The sequence below is a fragment of the Methanoculleus frigidifontis genome, from assembly GCF_030464345.1.
Taxonomy (GTDB): Archaea; Halobacteriota; Methanomicrobia; order Methanomicrobiales; family Methanoculleaceae; genus Methanoculleus_A; species Methanoculleus_A frigidifontis.
On record NZ_VCYH01000011.1, the window covers coordinates 1 to 21,065 of the forward strand.

Annotated in this window: 16 protein-coding genes; 11 read left to right on the forward strand and 5 right to left on the reverse strand. The window is 60.1% G+C overall.

Annotated elements, in window-relative coordinates; translation table 11 throughout:
• The first annotated feature begins 98 nt into the window (after nt 1–98).
• Entirely contained in the window at nt 99–1,076 is a 978-nt protein-coding gene (locus tag FGU65_RS13755) for a cation:proton antiporter (RefSeq protein WP_301665071.1), read from the forward strand.
• A gap of 136 nt (nt 1,077–1,212) precedes the next feature.
• Here the strand turns inward: FGU65_RS13755 and FGU65_RS13760 are convergent, their stop codons facing one another.
• On the reverse strand, nt 1,213–2,454 hold the full coding sequence (locus tag FGU65_RS13760) for an oligosaccharide flippase family protein (RefSeq protein ID WP_301665072.1): 1,242 nt from the start codon (nt 2,452–2,454) through the stop codon (nt 1,213–1,215).
• Between the two features lie 622 nt (nt 2,455–3,076).
• Here FGU65_RS13760 and FGU65_RS13765 point away from each other — a divergent pair.
• From FGU65_RS13765 to FGU65_RS13780, 4 genes are all read left to right on the forward strand, one after another.
• Nucleotides 3,077–4,744 (forward strand): right-handed parallel beta-helix repeat-containing protein, encoded by a 1,668-nt coding sequence (locus FGU65_RS13765; protein ID WP_301665073.1) that lies wholly within the window; start codon nt 3,077–3,079, stop codon nt 4,742–4,744.
• A gap of 428 nt (nt 4,745–5,172) precedes the next feature.
• Complete coding sequence (locus tag FGU65_RS13770; RefSeq protein ID WP_301665074.1) at nt 5,173–6,603, forward strand: right-handed parallel beta-helix repeat-containing protein; 1,431 nt, start codon at nt 5,173–5,175, stop codon at nt 6,601–6,603.
• 792 nt (nt 6,604–7,395) lie between these two features.
• The gene (locus tag FGU65_RS13775; protein ID WP_301665075.1) at nt 7,396–8,925 is read left to right on the forward strand and encodes a right-handed parallel beta-helix repeat-containing protein; all 1,530 of its coding nucleotides are present in this window, start codon (nt 7,396–7,398) and stop codon (nt 8,923–8,925) included.
• A 544-nt stretch (nt 8,926–9,469) separates the two neighbouring features.
• On the forward strand, nt 9,470–12,325 hold the full coding sequence (locus FGU65_RS13780) for a right-handed parallel beta-helix repeat-containing protein (RefSeq protein ID WP_301665076.1): 2,856 nt from the start codon (nt 9,470–9,472) through the stop codon (nt 12,323–12,325).
• Nucleotides 12,326–12,469: 144 nt separating this feature from the next.
• On the opposite strand, the gene FGU65_RS13785 is transcribed toward FGU65_RS13780, so the two are convergent.
• The 3 genes from FGU65_RS13785 to FGU65_RS13795 all read right to left on the reverse strand — a co-directional run bounded on the left by FGU65_RS13785 (nt 12,470) and on the right by FGU65_RS13795 (nt 15,028).
• Nucleotides 12,470–13,720 (reverse strand): nucleotide sugar dehydrogenase, encoded by a 1,251-nt coding sequence (locus tag FGU65_RS13785; protein ID WP_301665077.1) that lies wholly within the window; start codon nt 13,718–13,720, stop codon nt 12,470–12,472.
• A 284-nt stretch (nt 13,721–14,004) separates the two neighbouring features.
• Complete coding sequence (locus FGU65_RS13790) at nt 14,005–14,271, reverse strand: hypothetical protein (RefSeq protein WP_301665078.1); 267 nt, start codon at nt 14,269–14,271, stop codon at nt 14,005–14,007.
• Nucleotides 14,272–14,377: 106 nt separating this feature from the next.
• Entirely contained in the window at nt 14,378–15,028 is a 651-nt protein-coding gene (locus FGU65_RS13795; RefSeq protein ID WP_301665079.1) for a hypothetical protein, read from the reverse strand.
• 157 nt (nt 15,029–15,185) lie between these two features.
• Between FGU65_RS13795 and FGU65_RS13800 the strand changes: the two genes are divergently transcribed.
• The 4 genes from FGU65_RS13800 to FGU65_RS13815 are packed head-to-tail and all read left to right on the forward strand — an operon-like array spanning nt 15,186 to nt 17,935.
• Nucleotides 15,186–16,067 (forward strand): thiamine pyrophosphate-dependent enzyme, encoded by an 882-nt coding sequence (locus FGU65_RS13800; protein WP_301665080.1) that lies wholly within the window; start codon nt 15,186–15,188, stop codon nt 16,065–16,067.
• A complete protein-coding gene (locus tag FGU65_RS13805; RefSeq protein WP_301665081.1) occupies nt 16,061–17,173 on the forward strand; it encodes a transketolase C-terminal domain-containing protein in 1,113 nt (370 codons plus the stop codon). Before FGU65_RS13800 ends, FGU65_RS13805 begins: the two co-directional genes overlap by 7 nt.
• Nucleotides 17,166–17,693 (forward strand): 2-oxoacid:acceptor oxidoreductase family protein, encoded by a 528-nt coding sequence (locus FGU65_RS13810; RefSeq protein ID WP_301665082.1) that lies wholly within the window; start codon nt 17,166–17,168, stop codon nt 17,691–17,693. Before FGU65_RS13805 ends, FGU65_RS13810 begins: the two co-directional genes overlap by 8 nt.
• Complete coding sequence (locus FGU65_RS13815) at nt 17,690–17,935, forward strand: 4Fe-4S binding protein (protein WP_301665083.1); 246 nt, start codon at nt 17,690–17,692, stop codon at nt 17,933–17,935. The genes FGU65_RS13810 and FGU65_RS13815 overlap by 4 nt, the downstream gene beginning before the upstream one ends.
• On the opposite strand, the gene FGU65_RS13820 is transcribed toward FGU65_RS13815, so the two are convergent.
• A complete protein-coding gene (locus FGU65_RS13820) occupies nt 17,932–18,312 on the reverse strand; it encodes a hypothetical protein (RefSeq protein ID WP_301665084.1) in 381 nt (126 codons plus the stop codon). The genes FGU65_RS13815 and FGU65_RS13820 overlap by 4 nt on opposite strands.
• Before the next feature lie 165 nt (nt 18,313–18,477).
• Between FGU65_RS13820 and FGU65_RS13825 the strand changes: the two genes are divergently transcribed.
• Nucleotides 18,478–18,780 carry an Hsp20/alpha crystallin family protein gene (locus tag FGU65_RS13825; RefSeq protein WP_301665085.1) on the forward strand — a complete coding sequence of 101 codons (303 nt, stop codon included), beginning with the start codon at nt 18,478–18,480 and terminating at the stop codon, nt 18,778–18,780.
• A gap of 116 nt (nt 18,781–18,896) precedes the next feature.
• On the forward strand, nt 18,897–21,053 hold the full coding sequence (locus FGU65_RS13830; protein WP_301665086.1) for a thioredoxin domain-containing protein: 2,157 nt from the start codon (nt 18,897–18,899) through the stop codon (nt 21,051–21,053).
• The last annotated feature ends 12 nt before the right edge of the window (nt 21,054–21,065 follow it).

Sequence of the window (21,065 nt, forward strand, 5' to 3'; positions counted from 1 at the left end):
CGAGCGGTAGCTCTCGAGAAAATCCAAAAGAACCCCTAAAGGCAAGAGTTCAGGAAGAAAGCGGCTCAGCAGTGGCGGAACGAAAGAGCAAATCCTTGATGGAAGAGAGGGTTAATCGCAATTCTCTCAAGGATATCCTGAAGGCGAGTTACGGCGTCATCGGGATCATCGGGGTCATCGTCCCCTGGATCGGCGGTTACGCCATCACCCTGCTCTTCGGGTTCGACCTCGCGAGCGCGATCTTCGTCGGGACGGCGCTCACGGCCACCAGTATCGCCATCACGGCAAACGTCCTCAAGGAGATCGGCATGCTCCAGACCGAGGCTGCGAAAGCGATCATCGGCGTTGCGATCATAGACGACGTCCTCTCCCTGGTTGCGCTCTCGATCACCGGCGACCTCGTGGGGGGGAACATCTCGGCGGTCTCGATCGGGATCGTGCTTGCCAAAGCGTTCGGGTTCATCATCATCGGGGGCGCCATCGGGCTCTTCGGCGTGAGCCGGCTCATCGAGCGGATGGACGCAACCGACCTTGCGAGGAAGTATCCCGAGTTCGTCTTCATCTTCGCGATGATGATCGCCTTCCTCTACGCGATGTTCGCCGACCTGATGGGGCTCTCCGGGATCGTCGGTGCGTTCATCGCCGGCGTCGCCTTCGAGGGCGTCGGCCTGCGGAACAGCAAAGACGTCAAGGAGGGCGCCGAGTACCTTCAGATCATCTTCGCGTCGATCTTCTTCGTCTCGCTCGGTATCCTTGCGGACTTCACGGCGCTCACCTCCGAGATCCTCGTCTTCCTCGTTGCGCTGACCGTCGTGGCCATCATCACCAAGGTGGTCGGCTGCGGCCTGCCGGCCCGGGCGATGGGGATGTGCCGGGAAGACTCGCTGATCGTCGGGTTCGGGATGGCGCCGCGGGGCGAGGTGGCGATGATCGTCGCGCTGATCGGGCTCGACCAGGGGCTTATCGGCCAGGGGATCTTCGTCGCCATCGTCTTGATGAGCCTCCTGACCACCGTCATCACCCCGATCGTCTACCGGAACTGGTTCTTCAAGGGCGCGTACTGCACCTACGAGTGAACTGACGGCACCCATCTTCTTTTTTATTCCTTCAGCACCGGGTGCTGGTTTTCCCGGCTCCCGAACGATACATGTCAGGGATGGAATCCGTACTCACCGGCATCTGCTCCACCGTCGCTCTTCGTCTCGTTCGGCATCATTTCAGCCATTTGCTTCGCTGAATCTGCACGAGGATGATCAGGGCGAGGATCCCATACCCGAGTACCCAGGCATAGCCTATCCCGACGATCCCGAACTGCATCATGAAGGTGTAGCTCAGACCTACCAGCAGTACGAAGGTGAGTCCGCTGATGGCAATCAGCTCCTTGATGTCCTTCTGGATCTTTTTGATGGAAAGGTAGGTCTGCTGGAACGCGACAAAGAAACTCGATATGACCATCACCTGCAGAAGATCGAGTCCCTCGACGTAGCTCTTTCCGAGCAGGGAGAGAAAGAATCCGCCGAAGACGTACAGGAGAATGACTGCGGGTGTCAGGGCTGCGAAGATGACCGCGAGCGATTTGACGGTTATCGTCTTCAGCGACTCTCCGTGGCTCCCCTCGACGAAATGGGACATCGTCACGGACTGCGGGATGATAAAGAGAACGCTGGTCATCGTGAAGGCGATATAATAGTCGGCCGCCTGTGTTGCTCCGAGGACATTCAAAACCAGGATGGGCAGGATCTGGGCCGGCAGCAGGGCGAGAAGCCCGGCGACATACGTGCCGGAGGAGTACTGGAACGACTCTTGCAGGAACGGCCTGTCGACCCTGGCGGGTCTGATTCCGAGGCGAAAGAGGAAGATGAGCGACACCGTGAACGCGAGCAGGATCGCAAGCCCGTAGGCTGAAAAGATCCCGAGAGCCGCCCCGAATGCCAATGGGAAGAGAAGGAGAATTCTCGTGCCTCCGAAGAGGTTTCGAAGGAACGTGTACTCCGACTTTCGCATGGCGAGAAATGAAAGCCCCACGTAATGCGTTGCCGATTCGACGCCGAGGATTCCGAGGAAGATCAGCGGATACAGCCTGACGATCTGCAATTCCGGTGACCAGATGTCGATGCCCATGATATAGACGACACCGAAGAACAGGGCAAACCCTGTCGATACCGCGATGGTAGTGCTGAGAATTTTATTCTTATCGCCGCTCGGGAAGAACCGGATGATGGACTGGTCGAGCCCGAACCGGGTGAGCAGGATGAGCAGTCCCGTTGAAGCGAGAAGTGCGGTGGCGACACCGACGTCCTCCTTCGGGTACAGCCTGGCTGCGACGATCCAGAAGAGGAAGCTGAAGACGGTGCCCATGATGTTGGACGCAAGGATGTAGGCCGAGTTCTTGAAGAGGGGATCGGTCAGCAGGAGCCGTACATCGTGGACGCTTCTTGGTATGAATATATTCATGGCTGTCTCAAACCTCCCCTTCCCTCTCTCAAAGCATGTATCTTACCGCTGCCGCACCGCATCCTGCGTGTCCCGTACATTCCCGGAGGTGTCCGGGAAGAACCTCCGGTTGGCGCCACCAAAGCCCGATCCGGAACCGAAAATGATGCATGCAGGTGCCTGGGCATCTGGACGGAGCAATTCCGCAGAAAGACAGATTCCTTTCTGATATCTTCCCCATCCGAACCGGCATCCCGGCGTGATTTGTCTCGTTGTAGTTCCGTTCGACTATATTAATGTTGTGTTGCGGCCTCTGCATGCCCTTCCGATTCGCCGGTCACAGATCTTCCGTTGGCCGGGTGGGGGATTCACACCGTACCGGCATGGCTCCGGAACTCCTCCATCCTGCCCGTCTCATCCGTGCTCCCCCATATAGTTTATCTCTCCTCCCGGGCAGGCGGAACGCCGGTGCCCCAGATTATCGAGGTGTTCCCGGCCCGGGAAATGACAAATGGGCGGGAAATGTGGTTTTTCCGGGCGATAAGAAGCATTAAATACTTTGTCCCGGTTACTGAATGTTCACCGGGCTTGTACCCGAAGGAGCATACATGGACGGAACGCAACGCGTGAGCGGAGTGATACCTTGGAGCAGAGCACCAGAGTGATACTCGTGATCGCTGCAGCACTCCTGATTCTTGGTCTGGTCATGGCGCCGTTCTTTGCGGGGCCGGCCGACGACGGCGATGATACCGATGCCGTGTTCGTGGCTGCGAGCGACAGCAGTGCAGCAGCGAAAGCCCAGGCCCGGTATGTCTGTGACGGGGTCGACGATCACGTGGAGATCCGGCAGGCGCTCGCGGCCCTCTCCGGGAGCGGCGGAACCGTCCGGCTTGCGAAAGGGACCTACACCTGTGCCGGGAACCTCGAACCGGGAGCGAATACCGTGCTCGAAGGAGCAGGGCCGGAGGAGACGACGCTCGAGTTCCCGAAAACCGGCGGCCTGCGAGCGTACAGGCCCTCGGTCACGTTCAAAGGTTTCACCGTCACGGGCGTTGCCGACCTGCTCATCACCGAGAGCCATGCCCGCGTCACCGACGTGACGATGACGGTGGACAACTCGCGGGTCGGGGCCTTCTACGTCTGGGCGGCGAACACGGTCATCGAGGATATCGTCTTTGAGAACTGCAGGGCAATCGACTGCGGCCGCTACGGGTTCCTGAACAGCGGCGAGGGTTCGCCGCGGCTGGTGAAGGACATCAAGTACGTGGGCTGCGCAGCGATCAACTGCGGCAGGGACAGTTACGTCTCTACGGGTCCGTGGGTGACGGGTTTTGATATCGTCGAGAAGAACGATATCGACGGTGCCGAGGTGATCGGCTGCTATGCCGAGGGCAACCAGGAGAGCGGGTTCCACCTGGAGGGCTTCTCGTACTTAAGCATCAAGAACGTCCGGTTCCAGGACTGCGTCAGCGTGAACAACGCCCAGAAGGGCAAAGATGAGGCCACGTTCGGTGGCGGGTATACCGTCTCGAAGGGGGTCACTTTCGAGAACTGCACCTCGGAGAACAACAAGCATGGGTTCCTGATCAACGGCGGCTCCAGTGTGCGGGGCCACGACGTGTCGTATCTCCGGTGCACCGACACCGGTTCCGACTACGGGTTCACCGTCGATCACGGATCGGGTTTTGTTCTTGAGGACTGTGAGGCGCTCGGGTCGAAGCTCCGCTCCCTGACCATCGACCGGTCGCATGACATTCTGGTAGAGGCGTTTACCAGTAGACCGGCGGCGGACGGAGCCGGAACTGCACCCGCCGGCAGCGGTGCCGACGACCGGCACGAGGTGCTGATCCAGGACTCGTTCGGTGTCGTCCTGAGCGGGGATATCACAACGTCCCGGCCGCACGGTCTGAGTGTCGCCGGAACCGAGGCCCGAAACATCACGGTTCAGGACACGTGCATCCTCTCCGACGGATCGCGGGGCAGCATCTTTGGTGTGTACGTAAGCGGTGATGTCGCCGATGCCGGCACCATCCTGGTCAGGAACAGCAAAATCGCCGCCCTGGCGGAAAATTCGCCTCTGAAGGCAGGGATAGAAAACCTGGCTTCACAAGCGGTGCTTGTGGAGAATGTCCTGGTGACCGGGGCGGGAGAGCCGTTCGTCAACTGCGATGTTCTGGCCGAGGCAGAGGTTCCGTCGCCGACGCCGACCCGGCAGCCCGGACCTGACACACTCGTGGCAATGATCGGTCTTGGCGTGGCAGTCATCGGTCTTGCCGTGGCAATCTTCCTCCTCTGGCGGCGGAGGAGATAACCCACCGTCCTTTTTTTGGGAGATCCGATCCTGCTGCAGTGATCTCTCCGGGGTCTTCCGGGTGCGGGACGGCGAACCCTAACCTCCGGTGCCAATACCTCTTCACTGGAGCGTCTGTCCGCAGGATAGGTGCGGCGCACGTGGTTGCAGCCCGGATACGGTGCTCTGCGTGTGTATCATAGAGGATCATGCCGCACAGCGGAAGGCGATTGGCGCGAATATTTAATGAGTTCGGTTTTAATCACCGAGGTGGTACATAAACCTTGTGCAAAAAAATATCGCTAATATAATAATGCAAAAATAAAAATCGGTTTGTGAGGATTACTACATTTAGATATTAAGGATTTTTATAAAACTTTTTTTATGGGCAAAATACTTATATCACTGTTCAGAGATGCAGATCTACCTCCATGTGAGGAGTGAACAGCATGACAGAGTCGCGAAACGTGAAACGATTGGTTGCAGTGCTCCTGGTGTTCTGCCTGATCCCGGTGTTTGTACCGGCAGGGGCGGCAGCAGAGTCCACCACGCTCGTCGTGGCTGCAAGTGACAGCAGTGAAGAAGCGAAAGCTCAGGCTACCTATATCTGCGATGGTTCAGACGATCACGTGGAGATCCAGCAGGCTCTCGACGCCCTGCCTGCTGGTGGGATTGCCCTTCTGATGGAGGGTACGTACAACTGTGCCGGCAACATCCAGCCCGGTGACTCCAGAATCCTGCAGGGTTCCGATGAGAACACGACGGTCTTGAGTTACCCCGGCTCCGGCGGGCTCCGGGTCCGTGCACCGTCCGTGACCTTTGCCGACTTCACGGTCACCGGAAAAGCCGACATGATCATTGAGGACGATCATACCCGGGTTCGCAACGTGACGATGACGGTTGACAACTCGCGGATCGCCGCCTTCTACGTCTGGGCAGCGAACGACGTCGTCGAGGACACCGTCTTCGAGAACTGCAGGGCGATCGACTGCGGCCGCTACGGGTTCCTGAACAGCGGCGAGGGTTCGCCGCGGCTGGTGAAGGACATCGCGTACATCAACTGCACGGCGATCAACTGCGGCAAGGACAGTTACGTCTCTACGGGTCCGTGGGTGACCGGGTTTGATATCGTCGAGAAGAACGATATCGACGGCGCCGAGGTGATCGGCTGCTACGCCGAGGGCAACCAGGAGAGCGGGTTCCACCTGGAGGGCTTCTCGTACTTAAACATCCAGAACGTCCGGTTCCAGGACTGCATCAGCGTGAACAACGCCCAGAAGGGCAAGGATGCGTGCATGTTCGGCGCCGGGTTCACCGTCCCGAAGGGAGTGACCCTCGAGAACTGTACGTCCGTGAACAACAAGCACGGCTACCTGGTCAGCGGCGGCAGCGTCAGCAAGGGGTTTTCCAACACCTTCACGAACTGCACCGATGAAGGATCCGACTATGGGTTTACCATCCGCCACGGCTACGACATCACCATGACCGACTGTGTCTCGAAGGATGCCGCCCGCCAGGGTCTCGTCCTCTCGAAGGCCTGGAACATCAAGGCAGAGGACTTCCGCCTGATCGGCGCTGCAGGCTATCCGCTCCATGAAGGCTCCTCGGAGCAGACTGCGGTGAAGATCGCCGGAACACGGTCGTCCGACGACCAGTTCGCCTACAACATGTGGGACGGGGCGGTCACCGACAGCACCCTCGATATCCATGCCGAGGGCTGCGGAACCGACACCGTCGTCTTCCTTGAGGACGCCCAGCGGGTCACCCTCACGGGGAGTACGGACTCTGCGGGTGCAAACCCGGTGAAGGTCGCCGGTGGAACCGCAGTCGACACTGCAGGCTTCACCACTGGTGCCGAAGTGTCCGCTCCCTCCGCATAAGGGACGCCCGAAAGGCTCCCCTATCCTTTTTTTGTATACCGTAAATCCCGTGCAGGGTGATTTCCGGCGATGCCGGGTTGTGCTCCGGAAGGGAAGAGAGATCCATTTCGGACGTCCTGATCGGGAGCACGTCCCAAAAAGTGCCTGGGGATCGAAGATCCGCCCGGGCCGCAGCACCCTTTCCGGATCTACCTGCTGAGAAGAGCGGCATCGGATGGCATGCCTGCGAACACGGTCGCCCCTGGGCTATATTGCATTGGGGAGTCCGGGAGGGGATCTCTTCCTCCTGCCGGAGAGTGTTGCGAAGTGCCACCCTTTCGGAGACTCCGACCGAATTGACGTTCATGCTTTTGGGGATCCTGGGGATCCGTGAGGGACATCTGCATGGAGGTACAGTCAGGGGAGGTGGCATCCCCCTCCTCCTGACGCGGTTGCCCTTGCGGTTTCCCGGATCGGGGACGGCCACGGAGGCACAAAACCTGCCGGTCACCTGCACGAAGCGTGTCGGGTGTTTCTCAACGGTACGCCACGATACCGCTCCACTGTCGATAGCGGATCGTTTTTCTGTTATCCGGAGTATGCCCTATTTAAACCCATCGTCCGGGCAGTCCTTCCTTGAAGCTCCCCTTTTCCTGGGGAAATATATCTCCAATCTCTGATTTGTCTTCAATGCAATAATATCTCCTCGTTAATTTTAAACAGATATTTATAATATTATTATTATATGAAGGAAGGTCACCCTTCGGAGGTGAAATCCTGAAATACAGACGAACCATACAACACGTGATAAGCATGGGTCTGATGCTGTGCATGGTAGCGGCCACGATGCCGGCCGGTGCAGCTGCAGAACCGGATGCCACGCCTATCGAAGACCTTCGCCTGACCGATGAACAGGTCTGGGAGCATGTGAACAACCTGCGTACCGACAGCTCCGGATGGGCCGCCGCGGAGGCGGGTACCATGACGCTTGTCGTGGCCGCATACGATGCCGATGACGCTGCAAAGGCTCAGGCAGAGTACGTCTGTGATGGAGTCAACGACCACGCGGAGATCCAGGCCGCTCTCAAGGCGCTGCCTGCCGGCGGAACCGTCCTTCTGACGCCGGGCACGTTCAACGTCGCCGGCAACCTGCAGCCCGGTGCGTACACCACGCTGAAGGGCTCGGGTGACGACGCCACGACCCTGAAGTTTGCGGGCGTTGGCGGGCCGCGGGTCCGGTCGCCGTACGTGACCTTCGCCGACTTCACGATCGTCGGCACCGCGGATCTGCTCGTTGCCGAAGATCATGCCCGCGTCCACAATGTGACCATGACCGTCGACAACTCCCGGGTCGGCGCCTTCTACGTCTGGGCGGCCAACAAGGTCGTCGAAGACGTTGAGTTCGTGAACTGCAGGGCGATCGACTGCGGCCGCTACGGCTTTTTGAACAGCGGCGAGGGCGATCCGAACCTGATCACGAACGTCCGGTACGTGAACTGCGAGGCGATCAACTGCGGCAGGGACAGTTACGTCTCCACGGGGCCGTGGGTGACCGGGTTTGATATCGTCGAGAAGAACAACATCGACGGTGCCTGGATCATCGGCTGCTATGCCGAGGGCAACCAGGAGAGCGGGTTCCACCTGGAGGGCTTCTCGTACTTAAGCATCAAGAACGTGTTCTTCAAGGACTGCGTCAGCATCAACAATGCCGCGAAAGGCAAGGACAAGTGCATGTTCGGTGCCGGGTTCACGACCCCCAAGGGCTGCACCCTCGAGAACTGCTACTCGTACAACAACAAGCACGGGTTCCTCGTCAGCGGCGGGAGTATCAGCAAGTGCTATGATATCACCATGAAGAACTGCACCGACGATGCCTCCTGGTACGGGTTTATGTTCCGCCATGGTTATGACAGTACGTTCGTCGACTGCGTCTCGAACGATGCCGAGCGCCAGGGGATCGTCCTCTCCAAGGCCTGGAACCTGAACGTGGACAACTTCACCCTGAACGGTGCTGCAGGCTACCCGCTTCATGCCGGTTCCCCGACCGTCACGGCGGCCAAGTTTGCCGGAACCAAGACCGCTGACGATCCCTTCGCCGGCGGGATGTGGCACGGCCCGGTCACCGACAGCGTGATCGACATCAACGCCCAGAACTGCGGCTCGGAGACCGTTCTCTGCCTGGAGAATGCGCAACGGGTCACTGTCACCGGGACGATCGATTCGAGCAGTCCTGATGCGGTGAAGGTCATCGGCGGGTCGGACGTCGACACAAGCGGTGTCGCCACCCTGAACGGGGCTGCTGAACCGCAGCCGACCCCGATCGTCATTCCGCTGATCGACTGACCGTGCATGGCGCAGAAAAACCTTCACATTTCTTTTATTCTTTTCGCGAGACCAGCTATTCTCCGGTCTTTGCACCCGTCCGGCTTTCGCGCCGGTGCGGCACGTCCCGGATCTTCTGCTTCTGCCGCCCCCGGTGATGCGTGGGGTTTGCCGGTCCCGGGACGATCCGGCGATCGGGTTATCGCCTCGCAGAGTGCCTGAAATTTCTGTCGGGTTGGAGAGATCCCTGGAAATCATCGGGGTGAGGCCGCGGTGATGCGGTGCAGTTCACTCTATTTCATATATAAATAACTATCGTATTTACCTCTGTTTCTGATCTTGCCCGGTTGGTTAAACTGACGATAATTATCGCCTCTTTAGAAAATATGTTCTTTTATAAAAATCCGTTATATTTGAGAAACTACTTATAGGATTCTCATCAGATAATGCATTATCTCCAGAAAGGAGGTGAGTAATGGGAGATCTGTTTACAGTAAAACGAGTGATTTCAGTAATCCTGATGCTATGCTTTGTATCGGTATGTATACCGAGCAGCACCGCAGCGGTGTCATCAACGACTGTTCAGGACCTTCGCCTTACCGAGGCCGAAGTTCAGGCAACCGTGATGGAGCTGCGGACCGCCACCGGTTCAAACTGGGCCGAGTCCGGCGGGAGCACCGCAACAGTGATCGTAGCAGCAAGTGACAGCAGTGCAGCAGCAAAAGCCCAAGCCCGGTATGTCTGCGACGGTTCGAATGACCACGTAGAGATCCAGGCAGCTCTCAGTGCTCTCCCTGCCAGCGGTGGAACGGTTCTCCTGAAAGCGGGAACCTACAACTGCGCCGGCAACCTGCAGCCCGGTGCGTACAAGACGCTGAAAGGTGAGGGAGAAGGGGCGACCGTTCTGAAGTTCCCCGGCGTTGGCGGACTGCGCATCCGTGCACAGTACGTAACCTTCGCCGACTTCAAGGTCACCGGAAAAGCCGACATGCTCATCGAAAGCAATCACGCCCGTGTTCGCAACGTGACCATGACGGTGGACAACTCCCGGATCGGCGTCTTCTACGTCTGGGCGGCCAACAAGGTTGTCGAGGACGTTGAGTTCGTGAACTGCAAGGCTATCGACTGCGGCCGCTACGGGTTTTTGAACAGTGGCGAGGGAAACCCGAACCTGATCAAGAACGTCCGGTACATCAACTGTGAGGCCATCAACTGTGGACGCTACAGCTCCGTCTCCACGGGGCCGTGGGTGACCGGGTTTGACATCGTCGAGAAGAACAACATCGACGGTGCCTGGATCGTCGGCTGCTATGCAGAAGGCAACCAGGAGAGCGGGTTCCACCTCGAGGGCTTCTCGTACCTGAGCATCAAGAACGTCCACTTCAAGGACTGCGTCAGCATCAACAACGCCCAGAAGGGCAAGGACAGATGCATGTTCGGCGCCGGGTTCACCGTCCCGAAGGGCTGCACGCTTGAGAACTGCTACTCGTACAACAACAAGCACGGGTATCTGGTCAGCGGCGGCAGCGTCAGCAAGTGCTATGATGATACCTTCATCAATTGCCGGGACGATGCCTCGTGGTACGGGTTTGTAGTCCGGCACGGCTACGACATCTCCATGACCGGCTGTATCTCGAACGATGCCGCCCGGCAGGGGATCGTCCTCTCCAAGGCCTGGGACATCACGGTCAACGACTTCTACCTGAACGGTGCCGCAGGCTACCCGCTCCATAGCGGTTCCTCGACCGTCACGGCAGCCAAGTTTGCAGCGACGACGTCGTCCGACGATCCGTTCGCCTACAGCATGTGGAAAGGGCCGCTGACCGACAGCAGCATCGATATCCACGCCCAGAACTGCAAGCCGTCGACCGTCCTCTGCTTTGAGAACGCCCAGCGCGTCAAGGTGACCGGTACGATCACAACGACCAGCACGAGCCCGATCCGGGTTATCGGCGGTTCCGCCGTCGACACGAGCGGTGTTGTCTTCGGCCCCGACGTGGTTTCGCCGTCACCTGCCCCGACCCCGGCTCCGGTCGAGAACCCGGAGTACCTCTGGTACGAGGCTGAAGCGGTCGGCGTGACCGCACCGATGACGGCAGCCGCCGATGCGGCCGCATCCAACGGGAACTACATCTGGGTCCCGCAGGGAACCGGACACGCGGTAGAGCCCCCGGCGACCGAGGGCACCGCGACCTACCCGATCAGCGTCTCTGAGGCGGGTACCTACGCCGTCTACGCCCGGTGCATCGCTCCGGACAGTGCGAGCGACTCGTTCTGGGTCTCCGTGGACGGAGCAGCAGGCTTCAAGTTCGCCCCGGTCACCAGTGAGGACTGGCAGTGGACGAAGGTCGGTACCTACTCCTTCGCCGCCGGTGAGCACACGCTCGACATGATGTGGCGCGAGGACGGCACGAAGCTCGACAAGATCTTCGTCACAAACGACCTCGCCTACCTGCCGACCGGCACGGGCGGCGAGGCGACCGGACCGGTCGTCATACCGACTCCGACGCCTACCCCGACGCCTACTCCGACGCCGACGCCCGCCAGTCCCCAGACCTGGATTGAGATGGAGTCTGCAGACCTCGTAAGCCCGATGGTCGCCGCATCGGATGCAGCAGCCTCCGGCGGCGCGTACGTCTGGACGCCCCAGGGCACCGGCAACCGGGCAACGCCCCCGGCCGACGGGGCGGCGACCGTGACGTTCACGGTTCCTGCCTCGGGCACCTATGCCATCTACGGCCGGACGATCGCTCCTGACAGCACGGCAGACTCGTTCTGGGTCTCCATCGACGGCGCTGCCGCATTCAAGTGGGAGCCCGGCAACAGTCAGGACTGGATCTGGAACAAAGTCGGGTCGTATCCCCTCTCCGCCGGCGAGCACACCCTGAAGGTGATGCTGCGTGAGGACGGAACCAGGATCGACAAGGTCGTTGTCAGCAGCGATCCCGCCTTCGTTCCTGAGGGCAGCGGCGACGGCACCCCGATCGTCGTCCCGGTTCAGCAGGATATCGTGATCGAGGCAGAGGGCGGAAGCCTGGCAGCCCCGATGCAGGCGCTCAATGACGTGGCTGCGTCCGGCGGGAAGTACATCGTTGTCCCGATGGGCAGCGGTGCACAGGCAACTCCTCCGGCGACGGGCACCGCGACCTACACCTTCGACGTGCCCGCAACCGGTGAGTACGCCCTGCACGGACGGACAATCGCTCCGGACAGCACGACGGACTCGTTCTGGGTCTCGCTCGACGGTGCTGCCGCATTCAAGTGGGAGCCCGGCAACAGCAAGGCCTGGACCTGGAACAAAGTGGGTCAGTACCCGCTTGCTGCAGGCAAGCACACGCTGAAAGTGATGTGGAGAGAAGACGGTACCAAACTGGACAAACTCCTCCTCACCGGCGACCTTGCCGCTGTGCCGACGGCATAACGGCACGGTAGCGTGTACTACCCGCTGGCACCCTCTCTTTGGGAACAGAGGCGGACCCGGGAAATCCCGGGTTCGCCTGACAGGGTCCGGGATGCGGAAGAGAACCCCGCATCCCCGTTTTTATACCGCTCTGCCGCTGGCAGGCTACAGCGTTCTGTAATAGAATCCGTCCTTTTCAGGAGCCTTCCCGGCAAAGATGCCCCGGATGTCGACCAGCACTTTGCTTGAGTTCATGAAACTCCCGATCTCTGCAAGGGACATATCCCTGAACTGGTCGTGTGCAACCGCGATAATGACGGCGTCCATCGGCACCGTGATCTCCTCAAGCGCCTGTACGCCGAAGGTCTCGATCGCGTTTGCAGGAAGCAGCGGGTCATAGCCGTAGAGCTCGACGCCGAACTCGCTCAGGTGCCGGACGATCTCCGTAACCGGGCTTTCACGGGTGTCGGGCACGTTCTCCTTGTAGGTGAGTCCCATGATCAGGACATTCGAGCCCTTGATAACCCTGCCCTGTTCGTTCAGCCCTTTGACGACCATGTCCGCCACGTGGCGCGGGATGTGATCGTTGATGGCTCTCCCGGCGAGGATGACCTGCGGGTGGTAGCCGAGCTCCTTCGCCCGGTAGACGAGGTAGTAGGGGTCGACCGGGATGCAGTGGCCGCCGACGAGCCCCGGGGTATACTGGTGGAAGTTCCACTTCGTGCCTGCAGCCTTCAGGACGGCGGCCGTGTCAATCCTCATCCGGTGAAAGATGATGGAGAGTTCGTTCATCAGGGCGATGTTCAGGTCACGCTGGATATTCTCGATAACTTTGGCGGCTTCGGCGGTTTTGATGTCGGGTGCGACGTACACGGTCGTTACGAGCCCGTAGAGGGCTGCAAGGTCTTCTGCCGTCGCTGCATCGTAGCCCGATACTATCTTGGTGATCCGATCCAGGGTATGGTCGCTGTCGCTCGGGTTGATCCGTTCCGGGGAATACCCGATGGTAAAATCGACACCGCAGACACCGCCCGACTCACGCTCCAGGATCGGCCTGACGACGTCCTCGGTCACCCCCGGGTAGACGGTCGATTCGAGGACGACGCATGCGCCCGGCTTGAGGTTCTTTCCGACCGTCTCGGAGGCGGAGATGACGTAGCGCAGGTCCGGTTCCTTCGACCGGGTGACCGGCGTCGGGACACAGATCAGGACAAAATCCGCGTCGGCAATTCGGGCGGGATCGGAGGTTGCCTGCACGCTGTTCGCGTCCCTGGCCGCAATGGCGGATACCTTCCGTGCATCGATATCGAAACCGATCGTCGTCAGGTGCCGGGCGAAGCTGTCGGCAAGCGGAAGGCCGACATACCCAAGCCCGGCGATACAGACTGTTTTACTCTTTATCTGTTTGGAATCCACGGTACTCGTCTCCCATCATCACTGCTGCCGGGCTCTGCGGGCGTGCGTCTCTCCTTCTTCGGTGGCGGATGGGCCAGCGGAGCCGCTGGTCCCGGCGCGGGGAATATGCTCTGATGAAGCGTACGCCGCTACTTAAACCTTTCTGCAGGTGCAGCGAACGGATCCGCCCTCCCGAAGGTGGTTTCGGAATCGTTCGTCTTCGGCGGCGCCTTGCGGTGACTGCATAGGGTTGCACACAGGCGTGTGGAAACAGTATCCTGCGAGACGAGAAAGACATTCCCGTTTCACGTTCCCAGGATGACGAGGAGTTTGTTCACCACGATGATGCCGAAGATGACAAGGCCGGCAGCGAGTGTTGCTCTGAGGTACTGGACAGACTGATGCTGCCGAAACGAGGTGCTGCCGAGAAGTTCAAGGGCGAATACGAGTCCGATCAGCCCGATCTCGTAGGCAAGCACAACGCCTGGATACAGGTACAGCAGTCCCAGCAGAACGGCGGCCAGCGCGAGTGCAAGGAGGCCGAGGGCGATTCTCTTCAGCCACGTTCCCATCTGCTGGGAATGGCCGGTTCTCATTTATAAATATGTCGCCTGTGCCGGTATGGCGCACGGGGCATCTCGGCGGCGGGAAAAAGGGACTGGGTGAAATAGAGATCCATTATACCGGCCGTGCGTCCACGTTGCGCGGGAGGAGTTCGTCGATCAGGAACGACGGGATCTGCGTTGAGGTTCGAACCATCAGGTAGAAGTCCGCCCGGTCACCCACCATTCCACGGTACACGCCGTCGATCTTGAAGTCAAACTCCAGTATCTGCATCCCGAGCGTGCTGATGACGGCATGCATTGCAGAGATCTCGTGCTCTTCCCCGATCGGAAGTTCGGTCGGTTGTTTGTTGACCGAGAGCGTCACTTTATCTGCCTGGGGGATCGCGAGGATCTCGACGTTCCCCAGTTTGACGACCTCCGAGTTCGGGAAGAGGACGTCGTAGGTGACGGTGTAAGGGTATGCTGCCGCGGAGTTCGACGGTGTCGTCACGATGGTGAGCGTTGCCATTGCGGCGACCACGAGCACGGCGATGACGACCAGAACGCCGACGGCAATCTTCAGCCCTCTGCGCTTCTTCTCTGGTTTCGCCGCACCGGTTGTCGGAGGGGCAGGTGCGGCTGGTTCAACGGTCTCGGCCATCGGCTTCTGCGGCTCTTCCGGTGGCGTCTCCTGTGGTCCGCCGGTGCCGGATGAGGAGGAGAGATCCTCCGTCTGCTCTTCCGGCACCGGTGAGCTGCTCGCTGTCTCTGGTTCTTCTGGCATAAGAAGGTTCCCACTTTGAAAGGAGGCATTTGAACTATTTAACAATATTGTGAGGATACTTCTGCCCTTCTTCGGTGGGGAAGCGGTCTGTCCCGACCCGGACTCCACTGCAAAACCCTCATTATACCTGGTGACAGACTAATGAAGGAGGATGTGAATGACCGCGATCCCGAAAGAAGAATATCTGCTAAAATGTACATCCGCCTGTGCAGGGTGCAGTTCTTCCCTCTGCCTGCGATATATTACAAAAGCGGCGGGGCCCGATACGGTTCTGGTGGTTCCCGCCTGCTGTACCAGTGTCATCCAGGGAATGTACCCGAACACGGCGATGGACATACCCGTGTACAACATCGCATTTGCGGCTGCAGCGGCCTGTGCATCCGGGCTGAGCAACGCATTCCGGGCGCTTCGGCGGGAGACCAACGTCATCGTCTACGCCGGTGACGGCGGCACGGTGGATATCGGTATCCAGGCTCTTTCCGGAGCGTTCGAGCGCGGCACCGATTTTCTCTATATCTGCTACGACAACGAGGCGTACGGTAACACCGGGATGCAGCGGTCCGGCGCAACGCCGCTCGGTGCGCGGACGACCACGACGCCCGGCGGAAAGCCGACGACGAAGAAAGACCTCGACCGGATCGTCGAGGCGCACGATCCGCCGTACATGGCGACCGCCTGCAGTGCATATCCGCTCGACCTCTTCAAGAAAGTGAAGAAGGCGCTCTCGATCCGGGGGCCGAAGTTCATCCATATTCTTGCACCCTGCCCGCCCGGGTGGCGCTACTCGGCAGAAAAGACCATCGAGATGGGGAAACTGGCGGTCAAGACCGGCACATGGGTGCTCTACGAGCGTGAATACGGAAACCTCACGATCAACGGCCCCTCAAAGGCCGCGATCAGAAAGCCGGCCCCGCTTGAGGACTATATCAAAGGGCAGGGCAGGTTCAAGGGTGTCACACCCGCGATGCTCGAACAGATGCGTCAGCAGATGCAGGCGAACATCACCCGGCTTGTCCGCGAGGAGGAAGGCATATGCTGACGATTGCAACCGGAAACAAGGCTGTAGCAGCGGCGGTGAAGGCCGCGAAGCCCGGGGTCATCGCCGCCTACCCGATCACCCCGCAGACGGAGATTGTGGAGCAGATCGCCGAGTACGTCACTGCCGGCGCTCTTGCGAGCGAGTACATTCCGGTGGAGAGCGAGCACTCCGCGATGGCGGCCTGCATCGGCGCGAGCGCAGCGGGTGTCCGCACCTTCACGGCGACGAGCTCGCACGGCCTTCTTTACATGCACGAGATGGTGCACTGGGCGGCCGGAGCCCGCCTGCCGATCGTCATGGCGAACGTCAACCGTGCGCTCGGGCCCGGGTGGAACGTCTGGGCGGAGCATACGGACGCCTTTTCCCAGCGGGATACCGGGTGGCTGCAGGTCTTCGTGAGCACCGTCCAGGAGGCCTACGACGCGACGCTGATGGCGTTCCGGATTGCCGAGCACGAAAATGTCCTGCTCCCGGTCATGGTCAACCTCGACGGGTTCACCCTGAGCCACATCACCCAGTCGCTCGAGGCCTTCGATCCCGGGGACTTCATCCCGCCGGTGCGCATTCCCCACGCGATCGACGTGGAGAATCCCTGTGTCTACGGGCCGCTGACCGGGCCTGCCGACTACTTCAGGTTCCGCTGGGACATTGAGCGCTCCATGCGTGACTCCGTCGGCGTCATCGCCGACGTCGAGCGGGAGTTTGCAGAACGGTTCGGCCGGAGCTACGGCCCCACCGAGGACTACCGGTGCGAGGATGCGGAGGTCGTCGTCGTCGCCATGGGCACGCTCGGCAAAGAGGCCGAGGTCGCCGTCGACCTGCTGCGCCAGGAGGGCGTGGCTGCCGGTTCCATGCGCCTGCGCTGGTTCCGCCCCTTCCCGAAACTCGACCTCGCCGGACGCGACGTCGTCGTCATCGACCGTGACTACTCCTTCGGTTTCGGCGGTGTGGTCGCGCACTCCATCCGCTCGACGACCGGTGCCGAGCCGTACAGCGTGATCGCGGGTCTCGGCGGCCAGGAGGTAACGCATGAGGATATTGCCGGGTTCGTGAAGACGCGACAGTCCGGCAAGGAGTTCTGGTTCGGGGTGAACGACCGTGTATGAGATACGCATCCATTCCCGCGGCGGGCAGGGAGGCGTCACGGCCGCACGGCTGCTGGCCCTTGCGGCGTTCCGCGACGGCAAGCATGCGACCGCCTGCCCCTTCTACGGTGCGGAGCGCCGGGGCGCACCGGTCGTCTCCTTCGTCAGGATCGACGATCAGCCCATCCGGGTCTACTCCCAGATCCAGAAGCCCGATCTGGTGATCGTCCTCGACACCAGTATCATGGACGTGGTCGACGTCTTCCAGGGTCTCAGAGAGGACGGCGCGGTGCTGCTGAACAGCTCGCACGATCTCGACGGGAGCGATCTTACCGCCTACCATGTCGACCTGACCGGGATCGCCCTCGCCCTCGACCTGGTCGTGGCCGGGAGCCCGATCCTCAACACGCCGGTGCTCGGCGCCCTCGCGAAGCTGGGCATCGTCTCGCTCCCGTCGGTGAAGGAAGCGATCAGCGAGACGTTTGCGGACGAGCGGAACGTACAGGCTGCGGAAAAGGCATACCAGGAGATGACCGTATGAGAGAGAGGCTTGCACTCAGCAGACCGACCGAAGCGTCGTCGGGCAAGACCGGGTCGTGGCGGACGTTCCGCCCCGTGGTTGACCGGGAGAAATGCAACGCGTGCGGGCTCTGCGCGCAGTTCTGTCCGGACAGCGTCATCGATGAGGACCTCGTCATCGATATCGAGTTCTGCAAAGGCTGCGGGATCTGCGCGGCCGAATGCCCGAAGGAAGCAATAACAATGGTACGGGAAGACCGTTAGTCTTCCGCCTCTTCTTTTTCTTCGATCGGGCACTGGGCGATATACTGGAGATTATACTTATAGAAGTGCGTATAGCCGCAGTTCCTGCACCGGGTCGTGAAGTGGTTGCACCCGATGATCAGGTCGTGCGGCCCGGTCACGCCGCAGCGTTTGCAGGGCGCTTCTGTCTCAAGTTCCCAGACATCGTAGCAGCCGATGGGAGTGTATGCTCCCTCTTTTCCGATCTCCTGAATCCGGGGGAGAAAGATGCGTGCGGCGCCGCAATGCGAACAGATTACCTGAGCCTGCGCCGAAACCGCTTTGATGATCTGATCCGCCACCTCGCCGCAGTTGTAGCAGTTTGTCCGGTGCCTGGTGAAGATGAACCGCTCGGTCATATAGGGTAGTACCGGACTTGCGCGATTTAATACATTCCCTGTTTCCCGCGGCCGGGGTACGCGAAATCCTCCCGGGTGCAGCGGCTCCGGGGGTGTTTTCCGTGTCGACTGGACAATCTTTAAGTATGTGGCAGCCATCTCTGGTGCGTTCTGTGAGGGAGTGGTATGGCGAGGGTGAACGTATCTCCAAGTGTCTGTGCATATTCGGATGAAAACTTTGAGAATCTCCATATCGAGGTTGAACTTCCCGGTGTCGACAAAAAAGATGTCTCCTTTCGGATGCAGGAGGACAGTTTCACGGTCGATGCATCGCGCGAGAACATCCGGTACGTCGGCACCTATGCGATCTATTGCCCCGTCGATCCGGATAAGGCGAAGGCAACCTTCAGAAACGGCCTCCTGGCCGTGGACGTCCCGTACAAAGAGGAGGTTCCCGAAGAGGCCCGGCAGATCCCCATCTCCGAATGATAGAGCCGGGTCTTCATTCTCTTTTTTGTCTCCTTCGCGTGCCGGGGGCATTCATACTTCTCCGGTATGGGCAGTATCTTTATTACCCTGTATATGGAGTTCAGGGTGTGAGGCGTATGGATCCGGCACGTGGAAACCCCGAAGAAACTGGAGCACGCAACCAGGCAGCCGAGCCGAACCGGCTTGTCCGGGAGAAGAGCCCATACCTGCTCCAGCATGCGTATAACCCGGTGGACTGGTATCCCTGGAGCGAAGAGGCGTTTGCAAAAGCGCAGGCCGAAAACAAACCGATATTCCTCTCCATCGGGTATTCGACGTGCCACTGGTGCCATGTGATGGCGCACGAGTCGTTCGAAGACCCCCAGATTGCAAAGCTCCTCAATGACGTCTTTGTCTGCATCAAGGTCGACCGGGAGGAACGCCCCGACCTCGACCAGGTGTACATGACCGCAGCACACCTGCTGACCGGGAGGGGTGGCTGGCCGCTCACCATCATCATGACGCCCGACAAAAAGCCGTTCCTTGCCGCAAGCTACATCCCGAAGGAGAGTCGGTACGGGATGACCGGCCTGCTCGACCTGATCCCGCGGATCCACAAAGCCTGGGTCTCACAGCGGGAGGCTCTCGAAGAGGCCGGGGATCAGGTGCTCGAGAACATCAGGCGTGCGGCGAGTACCGCCGAGAGGGAGGAGCTCGGTGTACAGACGCTTGAAAAGGCCTACAATACGCTGCTCCAGAGTTTCGACGGTCTTCACGGCGGCTTCGGAAGCTCCCCGAAGTTCCCTACACCGCACAACCTCTCTTTCCTCCTGCGCTACGGGAAGCGTGCCGATGCGGAGCCGGTATACGCCATGGTTGCAAAGACCCTCCACGTGATGCGGCAGGGCGGCATCTACGATCATATCGGGTTCGGGTTCCATCGCTACTCGACCGATGCGGAGTGGTTCGTGCCGCACTTCGAGAAGATGCTCTATGACCAGGCTCTGCTCGTCGTGGCGTACGTCGAGGCGTACCTGGCGCTCGGAGACGAAGCGTTCCGGCGGACGGCGGAGGAGACCATCACCTATGTCCTGCGAGATATGACCGACCCCGCCGGCGGATTCTATGCCGCCGAGGATGCGGACAGCGAGGGTGTCGAGGGGAAGTTCTATCTCTGGACGAAGGACGAGATCCGCGACGTGCTCGGGGAGGAGGACGGCGGCCGGTTTTCTGCGGTATTCGATGTAAAAGAGGTTGGGAACTTCAGGGTTGAGGCGACGGGCGAGAAGACGGGAAGTAATATCCTGCGGATGCGAAGAAGCCCTGCTGCCCGGGCGGCGGACCTCGGAATGTCGGAGGATGAACTCCGCCGTTTCGTCGAGTCGGCACGGCGGAAACTCTTTGCAGCGCGAGAGAAGCGTGTCCGTCCCCACAAGGACGACAAGATCCTGACCGACTGGAACGGGCTGATGATCGCAGCACTTGCAAAAGCTGCCAGGGCGTTCGGTTCAGTGGAGTACCGGGAGGCCGCCGAGAGGGCTGCATCGTTTCTTCTCTCCCGGCTGCGCCGTCCCGACGGGCGCCTCCTCCACCGCTACCGGGACGGCGAGGCGGGGATTACGGCGACCGCGGACGATTATGCGTTCCTGATCTGGGGGCTCTGGGAACTCTACGAGACCACGTTCGACGTCGGGTATCTCACGACTGCTCTTCTGCTCCAGAACGATATGCTTGCGCACTACCAGGACGCCGAGAACGGTGGATTTTACACGACCGCCGCCGACGAGATCGATCTCCCGGTGAGGCAGAAGGAGGTCTACGACGGAGCAGTGCCGTCGGCAAACAGCGTCGCCGTCACAAACCTGCTGGTTCTCGGGAGGATGACGGCGCACCTGGAGTTTGAAGAGGCTGCGTACCGGGCTTTGCAGGTGTTTTCGGGGACGATCAGTTCGATGCCGGCGGCGTATACGTTCTTCCTGACGGCGGTCGATTTCATCGCAGGCCCGAACTATGAGGTGATCATCACCGGCGTGCCGGGCGCCGGTGATACGGATGCGATGATCGGTGCAATCCGCTCCCGGTTCATTCCGAATGCGGTCATCCTCTTCCGGCCGGCAGGCGGGGAGCCGCCCCCGATCGCCTCCGTCGCGCCGTTTGCACAGGACGCCGTGCCGCTTGAGGGGCGGGCGACCGCGTATGTCTGCATAAACTACGCCTGCGACATCCCGACGACCGATGCAGATGAGATGCTGGACCTCCTCACGCTCCCAAAGCCTCCGGAGCCGTTTGTCTGACCGGTACCGGGC

What these genes read in the sequence shown, in the direction of transcription:
- FGU65_RS13755 (WP_301665071.1), top strand. Translation starts at nt 99, where the DNA reads ATGGAAGAGAGGGTTAATCGCAATTCTCTCAAGGATATCCTGAAGGCG.
- FGU65_RS13760 (WP_301665072.1), bottom strand. Translation starts at nt 2,454, where the DNA reads ATGAATATATTCATACCAAGAAGCGTCCACGATGTACGGCTCCTGCTG.
- FGU65_RS13770 (WP_301665074.1), top strand. Translation starts at nt 5,173, where the DNA reads ATGACAGAGTCGCGAAACGTGAAACGATTGGTTGCAGTGCTCCTGGTG.
- FGU65_RS13775 (WP_301665075.1), top strand. Translation starts at nt 7,396, where the DNA reads ATGGGTCTGATGCTGTGCATGGTAGCGGCCACGATGCCGGCCGGTGCA.
- FGU65_RS13790 (WP_301665078.1), bottom strand. Translation starts at nt 14,271, where the DNA reads ATGGGAACGTGGCTGAAGAGAATCGCCCTCGGCCTCCTTGCACTCGCG.
- FGU65_RS13795 (WP_301665079.1), bottom strand. Translation starts at nt 15,028, where the DNA reads ATGCCAGAAGAACCAGAGACAGCGAGCAGCTCACCGGTGCCGGAAGAG.
- FGU65_RS13800 (WP_301665080.1), top strand. Translation starts at nt 15,186, where the DNA reads ATGACCGCGATCCCGAAAGAAGAATATCTGCTAAAATGTACATCCGCC.
- FGU65_RS13805 (WP_301665081.1), top strand. Translation starts at nt 16,061, where the DNA reads ATGCTGACGATTGCAACCGGAAACAAGGCTGTAGCAGCGGCGGTGAAG.
- FGU65_RS13815 (WP_301665083.1), top strand. Translation starts at nt 17,690, where the DNA reads ATGAGAGAGAGGCTTGCACTCAGCAGACCGACCGAAGCGTCGTCGGGC.
- FGU65_RS13820 (WP_301665084.1), bottom strand. Translation starts at nt 18,312, where the DNA reads ATGACCGAGCGGTTCATCTTCACCAGGCACCGGACAAACTGCTACAAC.
- FGU65_RS13825 (WP_301665085.1), top strand. Translation starts at nt 18,478, where the DNA reads ATGGCGAGGGTGAACGTATCTCCAAGTGTCTGTGCATATTCGGATGAA.
- FGU65_RS13830 (WP_301665086.1), top strand. Translation starts at nt 18,897, where the DNA reads ATGGATCCGGCACGTGGAAACCCCGAAGAAACTGGAGCACGCAACCAG.